This is a genomic window from Actinoplanes aureus, assembly GCF_015704865.1.
GTDB lineage: Bacteria > Actinomycetota > Actinomycetes > Mycobacteriales > Micromonosporaceae > Actinoplanes > Actinoplanes aureus.
Genome location: NZ_JADQTO010000004.1, coordinates 163,031 through 184,687 on the forward strand (window position 1 = coordinate 163,031; position 21,657 = coordinate 184,687).

The 21,657-nt window shown below is 70.6% G+C and carries 21 protein-coding genes; 5 read left to right on the plus strand and 16 right to left on the minus strand.

Going from position 1 to position 21,657, the window contains the following annotated elements:
• Positions 1-19: 19 nt before the first annotated feature.
• From I4J89_RS09525 to I4J89_RS09555, 7 genes are all read right to left on the minus strand, one after another.
• Positions 20-1,285: an ABC transporter substrate-binding protein gene (locus I4J89_RS09525; RefSeq protein WP_196413507.1), complete on the minus strand. Its 1,266-nt coding sequence runs from the start codon at positions 1,283-1,285 to the stop codon at positions 20-22.
• Positions 1,282-2,313: a branched-chain amino acid ABC transporter permease gene (locus tag I4J89_RS09530; RefSeq protein WP_196413508.1), complete on the minus strand. Its 1,032-nt coding sequence runs from the start codon at positions 2,311-2,313 to the stop codon at positions 1,282-1,284. Before I4J89_RS09530 ends, I4J89_RS09525 begins: the two co-directional genes overlap by 4 nt.
• A complete protein-coding gene (locus I4J89_RS09535; RefSeq protein WP_196413509.1) occupies positions 2,310-3,188 on the minus strand; it encodes a branched-chain amino acid ABC transporter permease in 879 nt (292 codons plus the stop codon). Before I4J89_RS09535 ends, I4J89_RS09530 begins: the two co-directional genes overlap by 4 nt.
• Complete coding sequence (locus I4J89_RS09540; protein ID WP_196413510.1) at positions 3,188-3,907, minus strand: ABC transporter ATP-binding protein; 720 nt, start codon at positions 3,905-3,907, stop codon at positions 3,188-3,190. Before I4J89_RS09540 ends, I4J89_RS09535 begins: the two co-directional genes overlap by 1 nt.
• A 223-nt stretch (positions 3,908-4,130) precedes the next feature.
• Entirely contained in the window at positions 4,131-4,838 is a 708-nt protein-coding gene (locus tag I4J89_RS09545) for an ABC transporter ATP-binding protein (protein WP_196413511.1), read from the minus strand.
• 260 nt (positions 4,839-5,098) lie between these two features.
• Entirely contained in the window at positions 5,099-5,731 is a 633-nt protein-coding gene (locus tag I4J89_RS09550; protein ID WP_196413512.1) for an alpha-ketoglutarate-dependent dioxygenase AlkB, read from the minus strand.
• Entirely contained in the window at positions 5,728-7,215 is a 1,488-nt protein-coding gene (locus tag I4J89_RS09555; RefSeq protein WP_196413513.1) for an MFS transporter, read from the minus strand. Before I4J89_RS09555 ends, I4J89_RS09550 begins: the two co-directional genes overlap by 4 nt.
• An 87-nt stretch (positions 7,216-7,302) precedes the next feature.
• On the opposite strand from I4J89_RS09555, the gene I4J89_RS09560 reads away from it, so the two are divergent.
• Positions 7,303-8,034 (plus strand): TetR/AcrR family transcriptional regulator C-terminal domain-containing protein, encoded by a 732-nt coding sequence (locus I4J89_RS09560; RefSeq protein WP_196413514.1) that lies wholly within the window; start codon positions 7,303-7,305, stop codon positions 8,032-8,034.
• On the opposite strand, the gene I4J89_RS09565 is transcribed toward I4J89_RS09560, so the two are convergent.
• Entirely contained in the window at positions 8,012-8,575 is a 564-nt protein-coding gene (locus I4J89_RS09565) for a helix-turn-helix domain-containing protein (RefSeq protein WP_196413515.1), read from the minus strand. The genes I4J89_RS09560 and I4J89_RS09565 overlap by 23 nt on opposite strands.
• A 39-nt stretch (positions 8,576-8,614) precedes the next feature.
• On the opposite strand from I4J89_RS09565, the gene I4J89_RS09570 reads away from it, so the two are divergent.
• On the plus strand, positions 8,615-9,136 hold the full coding sequence (locus tag I4J89_RS09570; RefSeq protein ID WP_196413516.1) for a GNAT family N-acetyltransferase: 522 nt from the start codon (positions 8,615-8,617) through the stop codon (positions 9,134-9,136).
• A gap of 123 nt (positions 9,137-9,259) precedes the next feature.
• Here I4J89_RS09570 and I4J89_RS09575 read toward each other — a convergent pair whose 3' ends face one another.
• From I4J89_RS09575 to I4J89_RS09605, 7 genes are all read right to left on the minus strand, one after another.
• Positions 9,260-9,829, minus strand: coding sequence for a GNAT family N-acetyltransferase (locus tag I4J89_RS09575; protein WP_196413517.1), 570 nt, complete (start codon positions 9,827-9,829; stop codon positions 9,260-9,262).
• Positions 9,830-9,849: 20 nt separating this feature from the next.
• Complete coding sequence (locus tag I4J89_RS09580) at positions 9,850-10,848, minus strand: succinate dehydrogenase/fumarate reductase iron-sulfur subunit (RefSeq protein ID WP_196413518.1); 999 nt, start codon at positions 10,846-10,848, stop codon at positions 9,850-9,852.
• Positions 10,848-12,740: a fumarate reductase/succinate dehydrogenase flavoprotein subunit gene (locus I4J89_RS09585; RefSeq protein WP_196413519.1), complete on the minus strand. Its 1,893-nt coding sequence runs from the start codon at positions 12,738-12,740 to the stop codon at positions 10,848-10,850. Before I4J89_RS09585 ends, I4J89_RS09580 begins: the two co-directional genes overlap by 1 nt.
• 11 nt (positions 12,741-12,751) lie before the next feature.
• On the minus strand, positions 12,752-13,543 hold the full coding sequence (sdhC, locus tag I4J89_RS09590; RefSeq protein ID WP_196413520.1) for a succinate dehydrogenase subunit SdhC: 792 nt from the start codon (positions 13,541-13,543) through the stop codon (positions 12,752-12,754).
• 225 nt (positions 13,544-13,768) lie between these two features.
• Positions 13,769-15,214: a TldD/PmbA family protein gene (locus tag I4J89_RS09595; protein ID WP_196413521.1), complete on the minus strand. Its 1,446-nt coding sequence runs from the start codon at positions 15,212-15,214 to the stop codon at positions 13,769-13,771.
• A 34-nt stretch (positions 15,215-15,248) separates the two neighbouring features.
• Positions 15,249-16,685 (minus strand): TldD/PmbA family protein, encoded by a 1,437-nt coding sequence (locus I4J89_RS09600; RefSeq protein WP_196413522.1) that lies wholly within the window; start codon positions 16,683-16,685, stop codon positions 15,249-15,251.
• 103 nt (positions 16,686-16,788) lie between these two features.
• On the minus strand, positions 16,789-18,588 hold the full coding sequence (locus I4J89_RS09605; RefSeq protein ID WP_230858644.1) for an alpha/beta hydrolase family protein: 1,800 nt from the start codon (positions 18,586-18,588) through the stop codon (positions 16,789-16,791).
• Between the two features lie 72 nt (positions 18,589-18,660).
• Between I4J89_RS09605 and mshB the strand changes: the two genes are divergently transcribed.
• The 3 genes from mshB to I4J89_RS09620 all read left to right on the plus strand — a co-directional run bounded on the left by mshB (position 18,661) and on the right by I4J89_RS09620 (position 20,651).
• Positions 18,661-19,569: an N-acetyl-1-D-myo-inositol-2-amino-2-deoxy-alpha-D-glucopyranoside deacetylase gene (gene mshB / locus I4J89_RS09610; protein WP_196413524.1), complete on the plus strand. Its 909-nt coding sequence runs from the start codon at positions 18,661-18,663 to the stop codon at positions 19,567-19,569.
• Positions 19,566-20,072, plus strand: coding sequence for a hypothetical protein (locus I4J89_RS09615; RefSeq protein ID WP_230858645.1), 507 nt, complete (start codon positions 19,566-19,568; stop codon positions 20,070-20,072). The genes mshB and I4J89_RS09615 overlap by 4 nt, the downstream gene beginning before the upstream one ends.
• Before the next feature lie 111 nt (positions 20,073-20,183).
• Entirely contained in the window at positions 20,184-20,651 is a 468-nt protein-coding gene (locus I4J89_RS09620) for a hypothetical protein (protein WP_196413525.1), read from the plus strand.
• 3 nt (positions 20,652-20,654) lie between these two features.
• Here I4J89_RS09620 and I4J89_RS09625 read toward each other — a convergent pair whose 3' ends face one another.
• Positions 20,655-21,620 (minus strand): GNAT family N-acetyltransferase, encoded by a 966-nt coding sequence (locus I4J89_RS09625; protein WP_196413526.1) that lies wholly within the window; start codon positions 21,618-21,620, stop codon positions 20,655-20,657.
• Between the last annotated feature and the right edge of the window lie 37 nt (positions 21,621-21,657).

Here is a 21,657-nt window from a genome sequence, read left to right on the forward strand (position 1 = left end):
TGCATAGAGGGTGCAGATATTACGCGGCCGGCACGCCGTTCTGCGGCGGTGTCACGGCCTGCGCGGTGTGCGGCGCGACCGGGGCGTCCTTGTCGTCGGTCGTGTACGGGGTCCCGAAGAACACCGCCTTGCCGCCCTCGATCTTGGTGAGCTGGGTTCCGCCGTACCCGGAGTGGTCCGTGTCGGAGAACCGCAGCGGGACCAGACCCGGGCCCTGGAAGCCGTTCTTCTTGACCGCGTCGATGATCCCCTCGCGAGTCAGGTCCTTGCCCGCGGCCTGCAGAGACTGCACGAACAGGTACGCCACCGACATGCCGTAGACGATGTTGTTGTCGAACTCGGCGTTGCCGTTGTACTCCGCGTTGACCTTCTTGTAGAGCTGGATCCACGGGTTGGCCTCGTCGGTGGTCAGCGGCAGGTAGTTGGCCGCCACCACGCCTTCCATCAGCGGCGCGGCGGCACCCAGGGCCTTGCCGACGGTCGTCGGGTCGGCGCCCACGTTACTCACCACGAACTGCGGTTTGAAGGCGATCTTCGCAGCCGTGCCGATCGACAGCGCGGTGAAACCGGGCACCGTGGCCAGCATGACCACCTGGCAGCCGGCCGCCTTGAGCGCGCCCATCTGCGGGCCGACGTTCGGGTTGCTCGTCACGTAGCTCTGCTTGGCCGCCACCGGGCCGAGGATCTTCTCGATGCCGGCCAGGCTGTCCCGGCCGAAGTCGTCGTCCTGGCCGAGGAAGCAGACCTTCTTGCCGGCCAGGTTCTCCTTGACGTAGGTGGCCAGGATCTTGCCCTCGACCGTGTAGTCCGGGTTGAACCCGAACGTGCCCGGATACTTGTCCGGCTGGTTCCAGCTGCGGCTGCCGCTGGCCACGAAGAGGTCCGGCACCCGGTTGGTCTTGAGGAAGTCGAGCACGCCGGTGTGCGTGGGCGTGCCCAGGCCGTTCAGGATCGCGAAGACCTTGTCCTGCAGGACCAGCTCGCGCACCACGGTCTGGGTGTTCGCCGGGTTGTAGCCGTCGTCCTTGACCTTGAGACTGATCTTGCGGCCGTGGATGCCGCCGTTGGCGTTCACGAAGTCGAAGTACGCCTTGGTGGCCGGCGCGATCTTCGAGTAACCGGCGGCTGCCGGGCCGGTGAGCGGCATGTGCGTACCGACCACCACCTCGGTGTCGGTCACGCCCGGGACGTCGGCGCTGCCACTGCTCCCGCCACCCCCGTCGTCGCTGCAGCCCGCGGCCAACAACACGACGGCCGCGAGAAGCGCGGTCGCGGTTCGTTTCATCGGTTCCTCCTAAACAAACGCGTGAATCGAATGGATGCGAGGCCGCCGGGGGCGGCGAGCATGACGACGACGAGCACCACGCCGAAGACCACCAGGGCGAGGTTGCCCTCGAGCCGGTGCGAGCCGGCCTCCTCGGCGAGCGACTGAGAGAGCGTGGGGAGGATGACCAGCAGCAACGCGCCCCAGAGCGCGCCGAACAGGCTCCCCAGCCCGCCGATCACAATGGCCATGACCAGGAAGAGCGAGAGCGTCAGCGGGAAAGCCCCCGGAGAGACACTCTGCGCCAGGAAGGCGAACAGGGCGCCGGCCAGGCCGGCGCAGGCCGCGCTCACCACAAAAGCCAGGACCTGGGTACGCGCGACGTTGATCCCGGCCAGCTTGGCCGCGGTCTCGTCGTCCCGTACCGCCCGCATGTCCCGCCCGAACCGGCCGCGCACCAGCAGGACCAGCGCCAGCACCGTGACCAGCGCACCCGCCCAGCACAGCCAGGCCTGCCAGCGTTCCATCGGGATGGTTCCCGGCGGCGGATCGAGCACCACCGACAGGCCCTGGTCGCTGTTGAACGTCTCGTCGAACGTGCTGGTCACCGACGGCACCACGATCGCCACGGCGAGCGTCAGGCCGGCCAGATAGGGCCCGCGCAACCGGGCCGCGGCCAGGCCGATCACCGCACCCACCGCGGTGGTCACCACGATCGCCAGCAGGAAGCTGAACGGCAGGTTGAGCCATTTGTTCTGGGCCAGCGCGAGCGTGTAGGCGCCGGTCGCCATCAGCGCGCCGTGCCCGAGCGAGAGCTGCCCGTTCAGTCCGGTGAGGACGGTCAGGCCGGCGGTGACGCAGAGGTAGGCGCCGACCGTGGCGAGCTGATAGTTACGGAACGGCGGCAGCATGTAAGTCAGCGCGAGCACCAGGGCCGCGCCGGCCACGATCACCAGGATCGCCGGGATCCGGCGCCGGCGGGCAGACACCGGAGCAGCCAGATCCGGTACGGGCGCACCCGACTTCTGCTTCTGCTTGATGTCGGTCATGCCACCCTCGCCTTCGAGCTGGAGAAAAGACCGCCCGGCTTGCCCAGCAGCACCACGACGAGCAGGAGCAGGACCGCCATCGGGGCGACCGTGGGCTCGACGTAACCGCTGACGTAGGAGAGCAGCAGTCCGACGATGAGCCCGCCCACCACGGCACCGATCGGGCTGTCCAGGCCGCCGACCACCGCGGCCGTGAACGCCGAGATGAAGACCACGTCCATCGCGGTCGGATGCAGGCCCAGCTCGGTCGGGACCACCAGCATCCCGGCGAGCGAGCCGACCGCCGCCGCCAGCGCCCAGCCGAGCGTCAGCATCCCGCCGACCGAGACACCCAGCAGCCGGGAGACGTCCGGCGCGAACGCCGCGGCCCGCATCCGCAGACCCACCGGGGTACGCGTGAACAGCAGGGTGAGTGCCGCGACCACCGCGCCCACCGCGACGAAGACGAACAAGTCGTAGCGGGAGAGCACCGCCACCCCGCCCAGTTCGAAGGCGTCCCGGCTGAACGGCGCCGCCACCGGCAGGAACTCGTTGCCGTAGAAGATGCCGAGCACACCCTGGATCACCAGCACCAGGCCGAGCGCCACGACCACCCCGTTGAGCGGTGACGAGTGGTCCACGAACCGCATCACCACCCGCTCGACCGTGACGCCGAGCACCAGACCGGTCACGATGGCCGCCACGAAGCCCAGCCAGTACGAGCCGGTCGCGTTCGTCACCGAGTAGGCCACGTAGACCGCCGCCACCGCCATCGCGCCCTGCGCGAAGTTGACGATCCGGGCGGCACGCCAGATCAGCACCAGGGCCAGCGCGAACGCGGCGTACACCGCGCCCCGGCTCAGCCCGTCGAAGGTCAGATAGATGAACTCGTTCATCAGAATCCCAGGTATGCGTGACGGAGGTCGGCGTCGTCGCGCAGCGTCGCCGCCTTGTTGCGGACCACCACCCGGCCGAGGGCCAGCACCACGCCCTCGTCGGCGATGGAGAGTGCGCTGCGAACGTTCTGTTCCACGAGGAGAACCGCCAGGCCGGTGCGTTCCCGCAGGTCCCGCAGGAGCGCCATGATCTGGCCGGTCACCTTCGGCGCGAGGCCCAGCGACGGCTCGTCGAGCAGCAGCAGCCTGGGCCTGCCGACCAGCGCGCGGCCGAGAGCGAGCATCTGCCGCTCGCCGCCGGAGAGCTGATGGCCGGCGAACGTCCGTCGCTGCGCCAGCGGCGGAAACAGCTCGTACACTTCGTCGAGGGCCTTCTTCGCCTCCGCCCGGTCCTTGCGCCACAGCCCGCCGAGTCGCAGGTTCTCGTCCACGGTCAGCTCGGTGACCACGCCCCGGCCCTCCGGGACGTGCCCGATGCCGCGGCGCACCATCTGCTCGACCCGTGTGCCGCGCAGGTCCACACCGTCGAAGACGACCTTGCCGCCAGTGCTGCGGACCAGGCCGGAGAGCGTACGCAGCAGCGTCGTCTTCCCGGCCCCGTTCGCACCGAGCACCGCGACGATCTCTCCGGGTTGGACGGTCAGGTTCACGTCGTGCAGGACGGGTGCCGCACCGTACCCGGCGGTGAGGCCCTCGACCTCCAGCAGTGCGCTGCTCATGCGGTGTCTCCTGCCGTTGCCGGGGTACGCGTGACCATCGGCGTTCCTCCTTCTCCGGAGCGTCGTTTCGTGCGGTTTCGCGGGTATGGCTGAGCCAGCCGGTCCGCGAAAGGTGCGAGCTCCGGCTTATTCGTGCGGTGTGGTGTTGTTGCCGTGCGGGCCGCCCGGCCGTCGAATGCGGCGGCCGAGTTGATCCGTGGCGGAAACGGAAGGAACCGGCCGATCAGGCCGCAGCGCCCAGATAGGCGTCGGTGACTCGGGGGTTTTTGCTGATCTCCTCCGGCGTACCGAGTGCGATCGGCTTGCCGAAGTCCAGCACGAGGATCTCGTCGCACACCGACATGACCAGATCCATGTGGTGTTCGACCAGGAGGACCGTGGTGCCGGTCTCCTTGATCAGCGAGGCGAGCCACTGGATCTCGTCGGCGTCCAGGCCGCCGGCCGGCTCGTCGAGCATCAGGATGCGCGGCTTGGCGACCAGAGCGCGGGCCAGCTCGACCCGTTTACGAGTCGCGTACGGCAGGGCTCCGGGACGGGCGCCGGCATAGCGGTCCACACCGCACCGGGTCAGCGCCGCCATGGCCTCCGCCTCGGCGCGCCGGCCGCGTGTCCCGACCATCACGTTCTCCAGGACGGACATGCCGCCGAACTGGCCGACACCCTGCAACGTCCGGGCGATGCCGAGGCCGTTGAGCTGGTGCGGTCGCGGCCGCCAGGGCTGCCCGTCCAGGGTGAGGTGGCCCGAGGTGGGCGGCACGAAGCCGCAGATCACATTGAAGAGCGTGGTCTTGCCCGCGCCGTTCGGCCCGATCACCCCGACGATCCGGCCCGGCGCCACGCGCAGGGAGACGTCGTCGAGAGCGGTCAGGCCGCCGAAGCGGACGGTTATGTTGTGGAGCGCGAGCTCCTTGAGCGGGGGATCTGTTGACATGGAGCCACCTCGCTGGACCGGTGGAAGTCCTGTGTGGAGCGTGAAGGTCAACTATTTACACTTGGAGTGTAACTTTCTCGGCGGACTCGTCAACCACTTGCAATGCCCCTGTTACCTCGATATTTCCGGGCGGTTCGCCGGGTTGGTCCGAGCGCGCGCCGGGTGCCCGTTTCCCGGCGGCCGCGCTGGGCCCGGAGTGGGCAGATGATCGCGCGGCTCGGCGGGACGGCTCGATGTGGTGGGAGGTGTGGCTCGTACCGCTAAGCGACGCCTGCCGGCCGGAACTGGACGCTGATGCGTGGGCCTACGGGTTTCGCCGTTTTCGGAACGGCGTGTTCCCAGGTGCGCTGGCAGGAGCCGCCCATGACGATCAGATCGCCGTGGCCGAGCGGGAAGCGCAGCGTGTCGTGGCCGCCGGCCCGGGGGCGCAGGAGCAGGTTGCGGGGCGAGCCGAAGGAGAGGATCGCGACCATGGTGTCGTGTTTCGCCGAGCGGCCGTGGGTGTCGCCGTGCCAGGCGACGCTGTCGCGGCCGTCGCGGTACAGACACATGCCGGCGGTGACGAACTCCTCGCCGAGTTCCTCGGCGTAATGGCTGTTCAGCGCGGCTTTCGCCGCGTCCAGCGCGGGGTGCGGCAGGGATTCGCGACCGCTGTACCACCGCAGCAGGCGAGGTACGTCGACCACGCCGTCATACATCTTGCGGCGCTCGGCGCGCCAGTCGATGCCGAGCAGGGTCTCGAAGACCGCGTCGGAGCCGTGCAGCCAGCCGGGCAGGTGGTCGACCCAGGCGCCCGCGGTGAGCTGGTGCCGGGTCAGGCCGGCCAGCGGCTCGAGCGTGCTGGCCGGCCCGGACATGAGGTCGAGGATCGACGGCTGGTAGCTCCCGGTCATACCCCCACTTTAGTACTTACGTTCGATTTCGTGGGGCGCAGCACCGAGGCGGCCACCACCGCGGCCAGGATGCCGCCGGCCACGCCGACCAGGGCGGTGAAGGAGAAGGCGTCGACGAAGGCGTTCTGGGCGAGCCGGGCGAGGGTGCTGTCGCCGGTCGCGGCCGCGACGGTGAGCGCGTCACCGATCGATTCGCGGGCCGGGCCGTCGACCTCGTCCGGCAGCGCCGAGCGGTACGCGGCGGTCAGCACCGCACCCAGCACGGCGACGCTCAGCGCGGTGCCGACCTGCTGCACCGTGTCGTTGACCGCGGAACCGACCCCGGCACGCTCCGGCGGCAGCGCGCCGAGCAACGTACCGACCGCGGCCGGGACCGCTGTCCCGTTGCCCATGCCGATCAGCACCAGTGCGGCGGCCAGCGTGAGATAGCCGTCCCCGGGATTGAGCGAGGCGAGCACGCCGAAGCCCGCGGCCATCAGGAGCAGGCCGGCCGAGATCGCCACCCGGGCGCCGAATCGCTTGTCCACCACGACGCCGACGCCGTTGAACGCCATCGCCGTCACCAGCATCGGGATGAACGCGAGGCCCGCCTTCAGCGGCTGGTAGCCGAGCACGAACTGCAGGTACTGGGTCAGGGCGAGCACCATGCCGCCGGCCGAGAAGCCGAGCAGCACGATCGAGAGGCTTGATCCGGCGAAGTTGCGGTTGCGGAACAGCCCGAGCGGCAGCATCGGCTCGTCGGTGTGGCGCTCCCAGACGCCGAACACCGTCAGCGCGACCGCGGCGACCGCGAAGCCGCCCACCGTCTGTGCGGACGACCAGCCGTGCTCCGGCGCGCTGATGATGCCCCAGACCAGGGCGGTCATGCCGAGCATCGAGGTGACCGCGCCGATCAGGTCGGGCCGGCTCGCCGGTCCGCGGGACTCCGGGATGATCACCAGCGCGGCGATGATGCCGAGGATCGCGATCGGGATGTTCAGCAGGAAGACCGAGCCCCACCAGAAGTGCTCGAGCAACAGCCCGCCGAGGGTGGGCGCACCCAGGGCGCCGAGCATCAGCACCGAGCTCCAGATCGCGATCGCCTTCTTGCGCTCGCTCTCGTCGAAGACCGTGGTGAGGATGGAGAGGGTGCCGGGCATCAGGAACGCGGCTCCGGCACCCATCAGGCCGCGTACGGCGATCAGCTGACCGGGCGTCTGGCAGATGGTGGCCAGCGCCGAGGCGCCACCGAACACGATCAGGCCGAAGACCAGGCCGAGGCGTCGGCCGTGCCGGTCGGAGAGGCTGCCGGCGGTGAGCAGCAGGCCGGCGAAGACCAGCACGTACGCGTCAATGATCCACTGAATGTCGGCGGTGCTCGCGCCGAGGTCGAGGATCAGCGACGGGATCGCGATGTTGAGCACCATGTTGTCGACGACGACCACGAGCAGGCTGAGGCACAGCACGCCCAGGATCAACCATCGGCGGGGATTCCGGTCGGGCATCGGTGGACCTCTCTCGAACGGTGTGCGATTGACTCGAACACCGTACACCTAACTCGTACAGTGTTCGAGTGTCGGTAGGATGACGTCATGCCCGACTTCACCGACTCGGTGTGGACCCGTCCGCCACGCACCCGGGGTGACCAGCCCACGCTGACTCGCGAGCAGATCGTGCGTACCGCGATCGAGTTGCTCGACGCGGACGGGGCGGCGGGCCTGAGCATGCGCCGGCTGGGCACCCGGCTCGGTTCCGGCGCCACCTCGCTGTACTGGCACGTCGCACACAAGGACGAGCTGATGGAGCTGGCCGTCGACGAGGTGCTCGGCGAGGTCTACGTGCCGGATCCCGGCGACACCGGCTGGCGGATGGGCGCGTCGGTGCTGGCCAACGGCATGCGGGCGGCGCTGCTGCGCCACCCGTGGGTGATCGGGCAGCTCGGCCTGCGTCCCACGCTCGGGCCCAACGCGATGCGGATGGGCAACCGGATGGTCACCCTGTTCAGCGCCGCCGGATTCACCGGGATGGAGGTGTCGCACGCCTGCGCGGTGCTCCAGGCGCACGCCGTCGGGTCGGCGACCACCGAGTCGGCGCTGGCGGCGTCGCTCCAGCGGGCCGGGGTCGCTCCCCGGGAGGTGGTCCGCAAGCTCGAGCCCTATCTGGAACAGATCGCCGGTGAGTACCCCGACTACGACAGGTGGCGGCGGGAGACCGACGAGATCAACCGGGATCCGTACGCGACGTTCCAGGAGGGCTTCGCGTTCGGCCTGGAACGCATCCTCGACGGGCTCGAACTGTGGCTCAACGCGGCCGGCGCGGAGTGAGAATCACCAGGTAACGGCACGGCTCCCCGGTCGGGTTCCGGTAGGTGCAGGGCGCCGGCGCCCCGAGCTCCAGGCAGTCGCCGGCCGCCAAATCGTGCCGCAGCTCGCCCTCGTGGAAGTGGAGCCGGCCGGCCAGGACGTAGATCTGGTGAGCCGCGATCGCGAAGGCGTCGGCCGGGTAGTCGACCGACGCGCCGCCCGGCAGCTCCACCTCGACCACCTGCACCGAGCCCGCCGCGGGCGAGACCGACCGGCGCTGGTAGCCGGTCTCCGGATCCACCCAGACGGTCTGCTCGGCGCGGCGGGCCAGTCGCGGCGACTCGCCCTCGGTGCGCGCGAACAGCTCGGACAGGGTGAGACCGAGAGCCGCCGCCAGCCGGCCGAGCAGCGCGGCGGTCGGCTGCGCCTCGCCACGCTCGATCTTCGCGATCATCGCGCGGGACACCCCCGATCGGTCGGCCAGCGCATTCACGCTCAGCTCCCGATCGGTCCGCGCGGCGCGCAGCGTGGCCGCCAGTTCCTGGGTGAGGTCGTCCGTCACACTGTCACTATAGTGCGCAGTTGCGTCTACTATTGCGGCATGCTGACGATCAGGGATGCCGGCCCGGACGACGCGGCCGCATGCGCGGCCATTTATCGGCCCTACGTGCTGGACACCGCGATCACCTTCGAGACCGAGCCGCCGACGACGGCCGAGATGTCGGCGCGGATCACGGCGGCCGTCCGGACGCACGCCTGGCTGGTGGCTGAGCTTTCCGACCAGATCATCGGGTACGCGTACGCGGGGCCGTTCGCCGCCCGTCCGGCGTACCGGTGGTCGTGCGAGGTGAGCGTCTACCTGGAGGCCGGCCTCCGCCGCACCGGCGCGGGACGCGCGCTCTACCAGGTGCTGCTGCCCCGGCTGGTGGATCGCGGCTACCGGGTGGCCGTGGCGAAGACGACCCTGCCCAACGAGCCGAGCCTGGGCCTGCACGCGGCGTTCGGCTTCGAACCGGTCGGCGTGCACCGCCGGATCGGCTGGAAGGGCGGCGCCTGGCGAGACGTCGCCATCACCCAGCTCGCCCTGGTCAGCGACGACCTCGACCCGATCGGACCACGCTAGAGAGCCTTCGCGGTCAGGGTCGTGTGCGGCCCAACGTGGGTGCTGTCTGGCGGCCGTTGAGACAGCATTGAGCGTGGGCCAGGACCCTGCCTACGGAAGCTCTAGCCACCGCTGGGATGGCGGTCAGTCGGTGGCGAGGCGGGCGTGGCCGTGCATGTCGTGCCAGCCGTCGGCGTGCCGGGCCACCCCGCGCTTGACGCCCTCGGCCAGGAAGCCGGCCCGCTCGGCGACCCGGCAGGACGCGGTGTTGGCCGTGGAGTGGTTCAACTCCACGCGATGCAGCCCCAGCGTGCCGAACGCCCAGCCGGTGATCGCCGCGAGCGACCTCGGCGCGATGCGCCGCCCCCGGGTAGACGGCAGCACCCAGTACGACACCTCGGCCAGGCCCTCATCCAGGTCCACCCGCCGGAAGCTGATCTGCCCGGCGACCGCACCGTCCTCGGTCACCGCCCAGCCGGCACCGGTCTCCGCGCGCCAGCGCCCGGGCCACTGTGCGATCCAGGCCTGGGCCTCCTCGCCGGTCATGCTCCGGCAGTGCCACCGCTGGATCGCCGGATCCGAATAGCCGGCCAGCACGTCGCGCACGTCCGACTCCTGCCACGGCCGCAACACCAGGCCGTCGTGGGAGAGGACGGGCTGCGGCAGCGCGGCCAGGGCCCCGACCGGAAGGGCGGGCGTGTAGAGGTTCGGCATGCGGCGACCCTACCGGCGGGCTACTTCTCCTTCTCCGGCTCCGGGTGGTGGTAGACGACCTGCTCCGGCGACAACGGGAAGGTGATGTCCTCACCGAACGGCGACAGTCCACCCTGGAGCGGCGCCGCGATCTCGGAGATGTCCATCTGCCCGTCCGGCCCGACCGGCGGGCCCTCCGGCAGGCGCGCGCTGGAGAGCGGGGTGCCGGCGGCGACGCCGGTGACGCCGCCCGAAGTGCTCGGCGCCATGGACTCGGCCGGCTCCAGCTCGTCCCGGCGGAAGATCTTGCGGCCGAGCCAGACCAGCGGGTCGTAGCGGCGGTCGACCACGCGTTCCTTCATCGGGATGATCGCGTTATCGGTGATCTTGATGTGTTCCGGGCAGACCTCGGTGCAGCACTTGGTGATGTTGCAGTAGCCGAGGCCCTGGCTGGCCTGTGCGAACTCCTTGCGGTCGCCGCGGGCGTCGAGCGGATGCATGTCCAGCTCGGCAGCGCGGATGAAGTAACGCGGCCCGGCGAACGCCTCCTTGTTCTCCTCGTGGTCGCGGACCACGTGGCAGGTGTTCTGGCAGAGGAAGCACTCGATGCACTTGCGGAACTCCTGGCTGCGTTCCACGTCGACCTGCCGCATCCGGTACTCGCCGGGTGCCAGGCCGACCGGTGGCGCGAACGCCGGGGTCTCCCGCGCCTTCTCGTAGTTGAAGGACACGTCGGTGACCAGGTCACGGATCACCGGGAAGGTCCGCAACGGCGTGATGGTGATGGTCTCGTCCTCGGCGAACGTGGACATCCGCGTCATGCAGCCCAGTCGCGGATGGCCGTTGATCTCCATGGAGCAGGAGCCGCACTTGCCCGCCTTGCAGTTCCACCGGCAGGCCAGATCGGGAGCCTCGGTGGCCTGCAGCCGGTGGATGATGTCGAGGACCACCTCGCCCTCGTTCACCTCGACCTCGAAGTCACGCAGGTCGCCGCCGGACGAATCGCCCCGCCAGACCCGGAAGCGCCGTTTGGTGCCCATCAGTGCTCCTCCACCTCGGCCAGTTCCTCGTCGGTCAGGTATTTCGACAGCTCACTGCGGTCGAACAGCTCGATCAGCTCGTCTCGCATCCGCGGCACCGGCTTGCGCTCCAGCACCACGTCGCCGCTCTCGTCGAGCGAGCAGACCAGGTTGATGCGGCGCCACTCCGGGTTCATCTTCGGGTAGTCCTCCCGGGTGTGCCCGCCGCGCGACTCCTCGCGCTCCAGCGCCGCTTTCGCCGTGCACTCCGAGACGACCAGCATGTTGCGCAGGTCGAGGGCCAGATGCCAGCCCGGGTTGTAGCGGCGGCCGCCTTCCGCGGACACGTTCGCCACCCGGGACCGGAGCTCGTGCAGCCGCTTGAGGGCGTCGGTCAGCTCACCCGCGCGGCGGATGATGCCGACCAGGTCGCCCATCACCGCCTGGAGGTCTTGCTGAAGCGTGTACGGGTTCTCGCCACCGGTCCGCGCCAGCGGTGCCAGCGCCACCTCGGCCGCGGCGGCGACGTCCACCTTGGACACCTTCGGACGGCCGCCGAGCGCATCCACGTAGGCCGCCGCGTGCTCGCCCGCCCGTTTCCCGAAGACCAGCAGGTCGGAGAGCGAGTTGCCGCCGAGCCGATTGGACCCGTGCATCCCACCGGAGACCTCGCCCGCGGCGAAGAGCCCGAGCACCGAGCCGAAGGCCGCGCCGGTGTCCGGCTCCACCTCGACGCCACCCATTACGTAATGGCAGGTGGGGCCGACCTCCATCGGCTCCTTGGTGATGTCGACGTCGGCCAGCTCCTTGAACTGGTGGTGCATCGACGGCAGCCGCCGGATGATCTGCTCGGCCGGCATCCGACTGGCGATGTCCAGGAACACCCCGCCGGCCGGACTGCCCCGGCCGGCCTTGACCTCGCTGTTGATGGCCCGGGCCACCTCGTCACGGGGCAGCAGCTCGGGTGGGCGGCGGTTGTTGTCTGGATCGGTGTACCAGCGGTCCGCCTCCTCCTCGGTCTCCGCGTACTGCTTGCGGAAGACGTCGGGGACGTAGTCGAACATGAACCGCTTGCCCTCGGAGTTGCGCAGCACCCCGCCGTCACCGCGGACCGACTCGGTGACCAGGATGCCCTTCACGCTGGGCGGCCAGACCATGCCGGTCGGGTGGAACTGGAGGAACTCCATGTTGATGAGCGTGGCGCCGGAGCGCAGTGCCAGCGCGTGACCGTCGCCGGTGTACTCCCAGGAGTTCGACGTGACCTTGTAGCTGCGGCCGACCCCGCCGGTGGCCAGCACCACGGCCGGCGCCTCGAAGAGCAGGAACTCGCCGGACTCCCGGTAATACCCGAACGCGCCGGCCACCCGGTCGCCGTCGAGCAGCAGCTCGGTGATCGTGGTCTCCTGGAAGACCCGGATCCGGGACTCATAGCTCCCGGTCTCCGCGTAGTCCTCCTGCTGCAACGAGACGATCTTCTGCTGGAGGGTCCGGATCAGCTCCAGCCCGGTCCGGTCGCCGACGTGCGCCAGCCGCGGGTACTCGTGGCCGCCGAAGTTGCGCTGCGAGATCCGGCCGTCCTTGGTCCGGTCGAAGAGCGCACCGTACGTCTCCAGCTCCCAGATCCGCTCCGGCGCCTCCTTGGCGTGCAGCTCCGCCATCCGGAAGTTGTTGAGGAACTTGCCGCCGCGCATGGTGTCCCGGAAGTGCACCATCCAGTTGTCGCGACTGTTCACGTTCCCCAGTGCGGCGGCGGCGCCGCCCTCGGCCATCACCGTGTGTGCCTTGCCGAACAGCGACTTCGAGATGATCGCCGTTCGTTTGCCGGCCAGCCGGGCCTCGATCGCCGCGCGCAGACCGGCGCCGCCGGCGCCGATCACGACGACGTCGTACAGGTGTCGTTCGATCGTGGTCATGGTGGCCGCCCTCAGTTGATGAAGCGCAGGTCGGAGTACCACTCGGCGGCGAGACCCATGATGTAGAAGTCGGTCAGGGCCAGCGTGCCGAGAGTGATCCAGGCCAGTTGCATGTGCCGGGTGTTGAGCTTGGAGACGAAGGTCCAGAAGCGATACCGCACCGGATGCTTCGAGAAGTGCTTGAGCCGGCCGCCCGCGATGTGCCGGCAGGAGTGGCAGGACAGCGTGTACGCCCAGAGCAGGATCACGTTCACCCAGAGGATCACGTTGCCGAGGCCCAGCCCGGTCGCCTGCGCCACCGCCGCGTCCCAGGTGTTGATCAACGAGATGATCACCGCGGCGTAGAACGCGTACCGGTGGGCGTTCTGGAAGATCAGCGGGAAGCGGGTCTCACCGGAGTAGCGCTTGTGCCCGTCCGGCACGGCGCACGCCGGCGGTGACAGCCAGAACGACCGGTAGTACGCCTTCCGGTAGTAGTAGCAGGTCAGCCGGAAGAGCAGCAGGAACGGCAGGCTGAAGGCCGCTTCCGGGATCAGGAAGAACTTGGGGAGCGGAGTGCCGAACATCGCCGCGTCACCGCAGACGTCGGTGAGGCAGGGTGAATAGAACGGCGTCAGATAGTGGTAGTCGTCCACGAAGAACCACTGGTGCATGAACACCCGGACCGTGGCGTAGGTGACCCAGGCCGCCAGCCCGACGAAGGTGACCAGGGGAGCGAGCCACCAGCGGTCGGTACGCAGCGTCTTCGCCGCGATCGCCGCGCGTGCCCGGCTGCCGCCCGGCGTCGTTGCCGTCGTCGTCATTCCATCTCCCTGACAGTGCCGTCTCAGGTGCGCCGGCGACTGCCACAGGGCACACGGGTGCCCCACGTCAGCCGTCGCCAAGCGACAGTGATGTGGGGCACACGTTACGCCGAAGGTCCGACACTTCGCGGGCCGGGATCCCCTGCGCGTCACAAAAAGATCATCCCGGCCCGCAAAGACGGTCACCGATGAGTTAGTGGATCTTTCTGGGCGACCGAGTCACTTTCACCCGGAGGCGTTGCCGGTGACGTTCCAGCCCGCCAGATGCAGGGCCGGAGCCGCGTACCGCGCGCGGCCCCACGACTGCGGCAGCAGCACCGACTCGGCGCCGATGCCGAGCACCCGGCCGGGGCCGAGCGCCTGCGGATAGGACTGGGTGAACCGGAGGCCACCGACGGCCGAGACGATCTCGCCGTCCTCCACCAGCCAGACGCCGTTGCGGGTGAGCCCGGTCACCACGAGGCTCTTCGGGTCGAGCACCCGGGTGTACCAGAGGTCGGTGACCAGCAGCCCTCGGCGCATCCGGGCGACCAGCGGCCGGGCCGACTCGGCGATCGGCCCGGCGCCGTCAGCCTCGGCGACCTCGGCGAGCGGGGCCGGCCGCTCCGCCGCCTCCAGGCGCACGTGCGTCGCCTGCGGTCCCCACGACCGGGAGACCGCGGAGGCGTGCCCCGTCGACTCCGTGCCGTCCTGCGCGGCCGACGTCCGGTCGTGCGCCACCGCGGTGGTCACCCCGTCCCGGACCAGGACCAGCGACCGGCGCGGGGTGCCCTCGTCGTCGAAGGGCAGGCCGGGAGCCGGCTCGCCACGGCTGCCCAGCGGTTCGTCCACGATGGTCACCGACGGATCGAACTGCTCCACCCCGAGCTCGGCGAAGGACTGCCGCTGCACATACGCCTTGCCGTTGAACCCGAACGTCGCAAGATTTTCCAGCAGGTCGGCGACCGCGTCCGGCTCGAGGACCACCTCGTACTCCCCGGGTGGGAGCTCGACCGGCTGCCGGGCGGCCCGGGCCTTCGCCGCGGCCCGCGCGCCGAGCACCGCGCCGTCCAGATCGGCCAGCCGGCACGACGCCAGCCGAGCCACTCCGTCGGCCCCGCCGACACGCGCGATGCCGTCCATCGCCGCCTCCGCCGTCCGCCCCTCGACCGCCTGACCGGCGGTGTTGGCGAAGGCGGCTGAGACGTAGACGGTCCGGCAGTAGCCGGCCGTCTCGAGGCCGCCGGCCGCCTGCACGAAGTCGCGCACCCGCTCGGCCCGCTCGGCCGGGGTGGCCCGTGCGGTGGCCTCGTCGAAACCGAACGCCAACCCGGACCGCTCACCGGAACCGGGATGAGCGGCCGAGACGCGCAGCGCCGCCGGGCGGATCACACCCGGCCACGCCGGGTCGGGCGGGCTCACCGCGGCGGCCGCCACGGTCCGCGCCACCAGGGCGCGCAGACCGTCTGCATCGGTCACGGTGGTGGAGCCGCTCGCGGTGCGTCCGTCCAGATGCAGCCGGAGCCGCACGCCGGTGGTCGCGTCCGCCACGTTCTGATGGATCATCGAGTTCGCGAAGCGGGTCAGTGCCTGGGCGTCGTGCCGCACGACGACCTCGGCCTCCGCGGCCCGGCCCGCCACCTCGCGGACCAGCTCGATGACCCGGGTCGCGATCCCCAGCTCGGCGCTCATGCCGCCACCTCCGCGAACTCGCTCGCACGCTCGCTCATCCGTGCACCCCCACCCGTACGTTCGTGAACCGGGCCGGCGCCGCGGGATGACCGGTGTGCCCGATCTGGCCGGGCTGGCCCTTCCCGCAGTTGGGCGTGCCCCAGGCCGTGGTCTCGGAGGAGAGCATGTCCATCGACTGCCAGAACCGCGGGCCGATCCCGGTGTAGGTCGGGTTGCGCAGCATCCGGCCCAGCTTTCCGTTCTTGATCTCGTAGCCGAGCTCGCAGCCGAACTGGAAATTCAGCCGGCGGTCGTCGATCGACCAGGACCGGTTGACGTCCATGAACACGCCGTCGTCGGTGGCCGCGATGATTTCGTCCAGTGTGTGCGGGCCGGGCTCCAGGCCGACGTTGGTCATCCGCACCATCGGCAGCCGGGACCAGCCGTCCGAGCGGACGCTGCCCGCGTAGTCCAGCCCGGCGACCGCCGCCGAGTCCCGCCCGGCCAGCACGCCCACCCAGATGCCGTCACGCACCGCATACCGCTTGGCGGCCGCGGTGCCCTCGTCGTCGAAGCCGAAGCTGCCCAGCCCGCCCGGGAAGGTCGGGTCGATCGTGATGTTCATCAGCTCCGAGCCGTAACGCAGCGAACCGAGCCGGCTCAGGTCCAGCCAGCTGGTCCCGGCGAAGGCGGCCTCCCAGCCGAGGATCCGGTCCAGCTCGATGGCGTGCCCCACCGACTCGTGGATCTGCAGGGCCAGCTGCTCGCTGCCGAGCACCAGGGTGGTCTCGCCGGACGGGCACAGCGGCGCGGTCAGCAGCGCCCGCGCCTCCTCGGCCATCCGCGGCGCGTTGCCCACCAGGTCCAGCTCCTCGACCAGCTCCCACCCCCGGGTGCCGAACTGGCCGCGCCAGGACGGCCAGGACCGCCGCTGGATCTCCCCGTCGCCGAACGCGCTCGCCTCCACCCCGGCGCCGCACTCCCGGATGTGCTGGTCGATGCGGTGTCCCTCGCTGGAGACGAACCACTTGCGGGTGTCCCAGATCGAGTAGTTGGCCTCGGCCATGTCGGCACCCGCGTCCTTCGCCGCGGTGGTGGCCCGCACCAGCAGGTCGCCCTTGCCGGACAGCGGAACCCCGAGCGGGTCGATCACGCAGTCGCTGGACCAGCTGGCGACCACGGCCTTGCCCGGCACCAGCTCGACCGGAGGGCCGGGCACTGTGGCGCTGGCCGCGGCGATCTCCGCGGCCCGCCGGCCGGCGGCCCGGGCGGCCGGTTCGGACAGATCCGGCACGGCGTAGAAGCCCCAGCCGGAGCCGACCAGCGCCCGCACACCGATCCCCGCGCTCTCGTCGGATCCGAGATCCTCCACGACACCGTCGCGGGCCGACATCGTCTCCGTGCGCCGCACCATGACGCGCGCGTCCGCATAGCGGGCGCCGGCGTCGAGCGCGGCCTGCACCGCCGCGCCCGCCTCCTCGAAGTGGCTCATGAACCGACCCTAAGCGGCAGGTGCGACAAGTTCAGCGCGGTGGAAGCAAGTCCGCCGGGTCGATGGTCGCCACCACGGGATCGGTGAGCCGTAGCGGCACCTGTCAGGCGGCCTCCGCATCGTGACTATGCAAAAAGGCCAGCTCCTCGGCGGGTGTGGCCGCCGCGACCGACCTGAAGCCTGCCAGGGTGGCCCCGACCAGCAGAACCGCCGGAGACGAGCCGGCCTCGACCAGGCTGTGGCGGGCGTACACGTCCGCGGAATCGTGCGGGTCGCCGAGATATCGCTCGGCGATCGGAGCCGGCAGCCGGGTCCAGTCGATCACCGGCTCGCGGGCCACCGCACGGTGGAACACCTCCGGCATCCACAGCACGGCGAGGGCGGCCAGCCAGCCGCCGAGCCCGTGTCCGCGTACCGCGACCCGGGTCAGGTCCAGGTCGGGATGCTTGCCGACGAGCGCGTTCAGAGCGTCCGCCTGGTCGGCCAGGACCAGGTCGGCGAGCCGCCGGTGCACCGCCTTCTCGAAGCTCGGCGCGACTCCGGGCGTACCCCGGGAATCTATGCTGACGACGGCGAAGCCGGAGTCGGCCCACCACTGTCGTTCCTGCCACGCCGCGGCGTCCGCGACCACCTGCTGGTGTCCGGGGCCGTCGCCCAGGGTGACCAGCACCGGGAGCCGGGTTCCGGCCACGAAGCCGGTCGGATAGAGCACGGCGGCCGGCAACCTCCGGTCGGTCACCCGCTCGAACACCGGTTCCGGGCGATACGTCAGCTCCGGCGCGTACGACCGCAGCGTCGCCACCCGCGTGTCACCACGCCAGACCTGCTCCCCGGCGACCAGCAGGCCCCCGCCGACGGTGACCCCGTGCGGTCCGCAGCGGACCGGGATCCGGCTCACCTCGGGCCCGCCCCCGCCCAGCGAGGTACGCACCCGGAACACCTCCCGGGCCGCCGGATCACCGAGGTTGCCCTCGACGATCAGGTCCGGTGAACCGGCCGGCCCGTCCTCCCGGGGCAGCGTGCCGGCCACCCGGCGGACGTAGAGCCCGGGCGGGGTGAGCAGGCTGCCGTCGGCGAAGAGGCAGCGCGCGTCGAATCCGTCGTGGGCCAGCTCGCCGCCGACCAGGACCCGGCCGTCCGGCAGATGCCGTGGTGTGCCGGGGATCGGCTCCACCCAGCGGGCGTCGGCGAGTTCGGCGTGTACCTGGGTCTCCCCGGTCCGCGGGTCGACCGAGAGGACCAGGCCGTGCTGCTGCATCCGGCGCAGCACGGTGATCAGCGGGCCGCCGCCGTGCCAGCGGACCTGCGCCAGATAGGGATAGGTCTCCCGGTCCCAGTGCACGTCGACCCAGCCGTCGTCCAGGTCCAGCAGGTGCAGGCTGGCCGACTTGGCGGTGCGTACGGCGAGGATCTGGCCGCCGTCCGGTGCCCACCACCAGCCCCGGGTCCGCCCGAACTCGGCGGCGCCGGTCCCGGCCATCCCCCAGGAGATGGTGCCGCCGTGCTCGCGCCAGGCGTTCCCCGGTTCGCCGGCGAGCAGCCGGTCGCCGTCCGGTCCGGCCACGCGCAGCGCCGCCGAGCCGTACGGGTCAGTGATGTAGCCGATGTCGCGCCCGGCCGGGTCGGGGCGCGGGTCGTGAACCGGCCCGGCGGTCGGGATCGCGGTGACGGTGCCGGCGACGAGGTCGGCGCGGAACAGCTCGCCGGAACGGGCGAAGGCGGCCACGCGGGCGTCGCGGTCGATCGCGTACGAGTCCACCGGCCCCGCCGCGACCAGACGCTCGGAGCCGGCGGCCGTCTCGAACAACCAGAGGCTTGACGAGCGGAGGAAGACGAGCCGTTCGCCGTCGGCGCCGATCCTCACGGTGTGCGGGTACTCCACGTCCACAGCATCGCTGATCAAGACGGTCTCGCGCGGGGCAAACCGTGGGCTCGTCGAGCGAACTGGTCGGTGGTCGCGCGTACAGTATCGGCCGTGACCGCTAGCGAAGAGCTGCCCGCCCGCCGACTGCTGTTGGTTCATGCGCATCCCGACGACGAGGTCATCGGCACCGGCGCGACCATGGCGCACTACGTCTCCTCCGGTGCCCACGTGACCCTGGTGACCTGCACCCTCGGCGAGGAGGGCGAGATCCACGTGCCCGAGTTGGCACAGCTCGCCGCCGGCCAGGCCGACCAGCTCGGCGGTTACCGGCTGGTGGAGTGGCAGCGGGCCTGCGCCGCGCTCGGCGTGACCGATCACCGGATGCTCGGCGGCGCCGGCCGCTATCGCGACTCCGGCATGATGGGCCTGCCGACCAACGACCACCCGCGGGCGTTCTGGCGGGCCGACCTGGACGAGGCCGCCGCCCACCTGGTCGAGATCATCCGCGAGGTCCGCCCGCAGGTCATGATCACTTACGACGAGAACGGTTTTTACGGCCACCCGGACCACATCCAGGCCCACCGGGTCGCGATGCGGGCCGCCGAGCTGGCCGGCGCGGACGCACCCACCAAGATCTACTGGAACGCGATGCCGCTGAGCGTGATGCGCAACGGGATGGACGCCTTCCGCGAGTCGGAGGCCAACCCGTTCGCCGAGGTGGAGAAGGTGGAGGATCTGCCGTTCGGCACGCCGGACGAGGAGATCGCCGCCTGCATCGACGGCACCGACCACCACGCGAAGAAGACCGCGGCGATGCGCGCCCACGCCACCCAGATCCCGGACAACTCCTGGCTGTACGGGATTGCCGGCGACTTCGGCGGCGAGTTCATGGGCGTGGAGTACTACACGCTCGCCAAGGGCGAGCGGGGCCCCGGCTCGGGCCCGTTCCAGTGGGAGGACGACCTGTTCAGCGGCCTGAAGATCACCGGGACGCTGGCCGCGGACACGACGAGCCGATGACCGAGCCCATGACCGAGCCGATTACCGAACCGGTTGCCGAGACGGCGCCGCGGCAGGCCTGGGCCGGCTGGGACACCGTCATCCGCATCGGCGGTGTCGTCGTCTCGATCCTGGCCACCGTGGTCACCGCCTTCATCGAGCTGGAGCTGACCGCTCTGCGCAGCGGCGGCTTCGGGCAGCTCTTCGCCGGCCGGTCGCCGTGGAGCGGCAGCGGCGCGGCGATTCCGCTGGCCATCCCGATCGCGGTCGCGGCTAACCTGGCGATCAGCTGGTTCGCGGTGACCACCACCGGCCGCCGGTGGGCGCTCGGTCCGCCGTGGGCACTCTGGACGCTGCTGATGCTGGCCGCCGCCGGCACCCGGACCGCCGAGGGGGACTACCTGATCGGCGCGACGAACTGGGTGGCTCTCGTGACGATCCTGGTGGGGAGCCTGACCTTCGCCGTCTACTCGTACCGGATGATCCTGCGCCCGACTGACAGGCGACTCTCAGGCAGCGTCTAGGAATCCTCGCGCGCCATCCGCGAAGATGGCCGGGAGATCGAGCACCACGCGTGTCCGTGGCGCTACGATCCCGGCCACGGTTTTCGCATTTCGGCAAAGCGGAGGATGAAGATGAGGGAGCAGCGCTGGTTCCGGATCACGGTGCTGGCGGTCGCACTGTTCGCGATCAACGCGGTGGCCCGCCTGGTGGTCCGGTTCGCCTTCGACGACTCGGCCACCGCGCAGAACCGGGCGACGATCGTGATGTTCGCGCTCATCGCACTGGCCCTCGGCGCACTCACGTTCGTCCGGGCCCAGCGGGAGCGGCCGAGCAGGTGGCTGCCGGACATCGGCTTCGGCGCGCTGGGCGGCATGCTGCTGACGGTCCTGGTCGGCCCGTTCCTCAGCGGCAGCGGCCCGTTCGCCAGCGGCGCGGGCGACTTCTTCGCCCAAATCTGGCTCTACTCCGGCTGCGCGATCGCCGGCACGCTGATCGGCTACTGGGTCGCCGTCATGCTGGGACGCGATTACCGGTCCAAGTCGCTCAAGGCGTTCACCCAGGCCCGCGCCACCCGCCCGCGCCGGGTGGTCCGCCGCTGACCCTCACGTCACCGGGGGAGCTTCCCTGGTCAGGTACGTGTGGTGGGTGCTGAACCCGAGCCGGCCGTAAAGGGCCACCGCGGGCGTGTTGCGCTCCTCCACCTGGAGGTAGGCGTGTGTGGCGCCGCGCTGCGTCGCCCAACCGGCGACGGCCCGCATGACGTGCTGGGCCAGACCGCGCCGCCGCGCGGCCGGCGCGGTCTGCAGCAGGGAGAGGCCCAGCCAGCGGTCCGGCCCGGTGACCGCACCCCGGGCCACCGCGATCAGGTCACCGTCCGCATCGCGGACGTGCGCGAAGACCTTTTCCGGTACGCCGTTCAGGATGCGAAGTGCGGTCCCCGGCAGGGTGCCCTTGTGCTCGGCGACCATGGCGTACCAGGCGTCGGTGGGGGTGTCCGCCAGATCGACCAGGGGCAGGTCGCTCCGGGCCGGGGCGGCCAGCAACGGCGCCAGCGGTGCGGTCTGCACCAGGGTCAGTGGCCGGGCGGTCCAGCCGCGCTCGTCCAGTGCCGCGTTGACCGGAGCGGCGAGCGGCATCGGCGCGTTGATCAGCGGCCGCTGACCCCGGTCGGTGTACCACCGGACGACCGCGTCGATGGCGGCATCCAGCGGCCGGTCGGGGTCGCCGACGGCGAGCGCGGAGTTGGCCCGGCCGGTCCAGTTGTCCGCCGCCCGCAGGATCCAGCCGCCGAGCCGGGAGCGGACCGGAGCGGGCCAGGCCTCGTCGGCGGCGAGTTCGAGGGCGATCACTGCGGCGGCGCGGGGGCGGCGCGCTGGTGGGACCCGTTTCGCGCGGTGCACCTCGCGCAGCGGCACGCGTACCGTCCCTTTGTCGGTGGCGAGTGTGAGATCGGTCTCTGTCAGGTCAACGAGCTCGCCAAGCGCATCCGTGAAGAGCGTGCGCTCCCCGGTTACGCCTACAATTCGCCGTACCACCACCCGGTGTCCCACATCCTGCTGTCGGAGCACGCATTACCTCCCTTGGCGGGAATACTAGGCTCTGCAA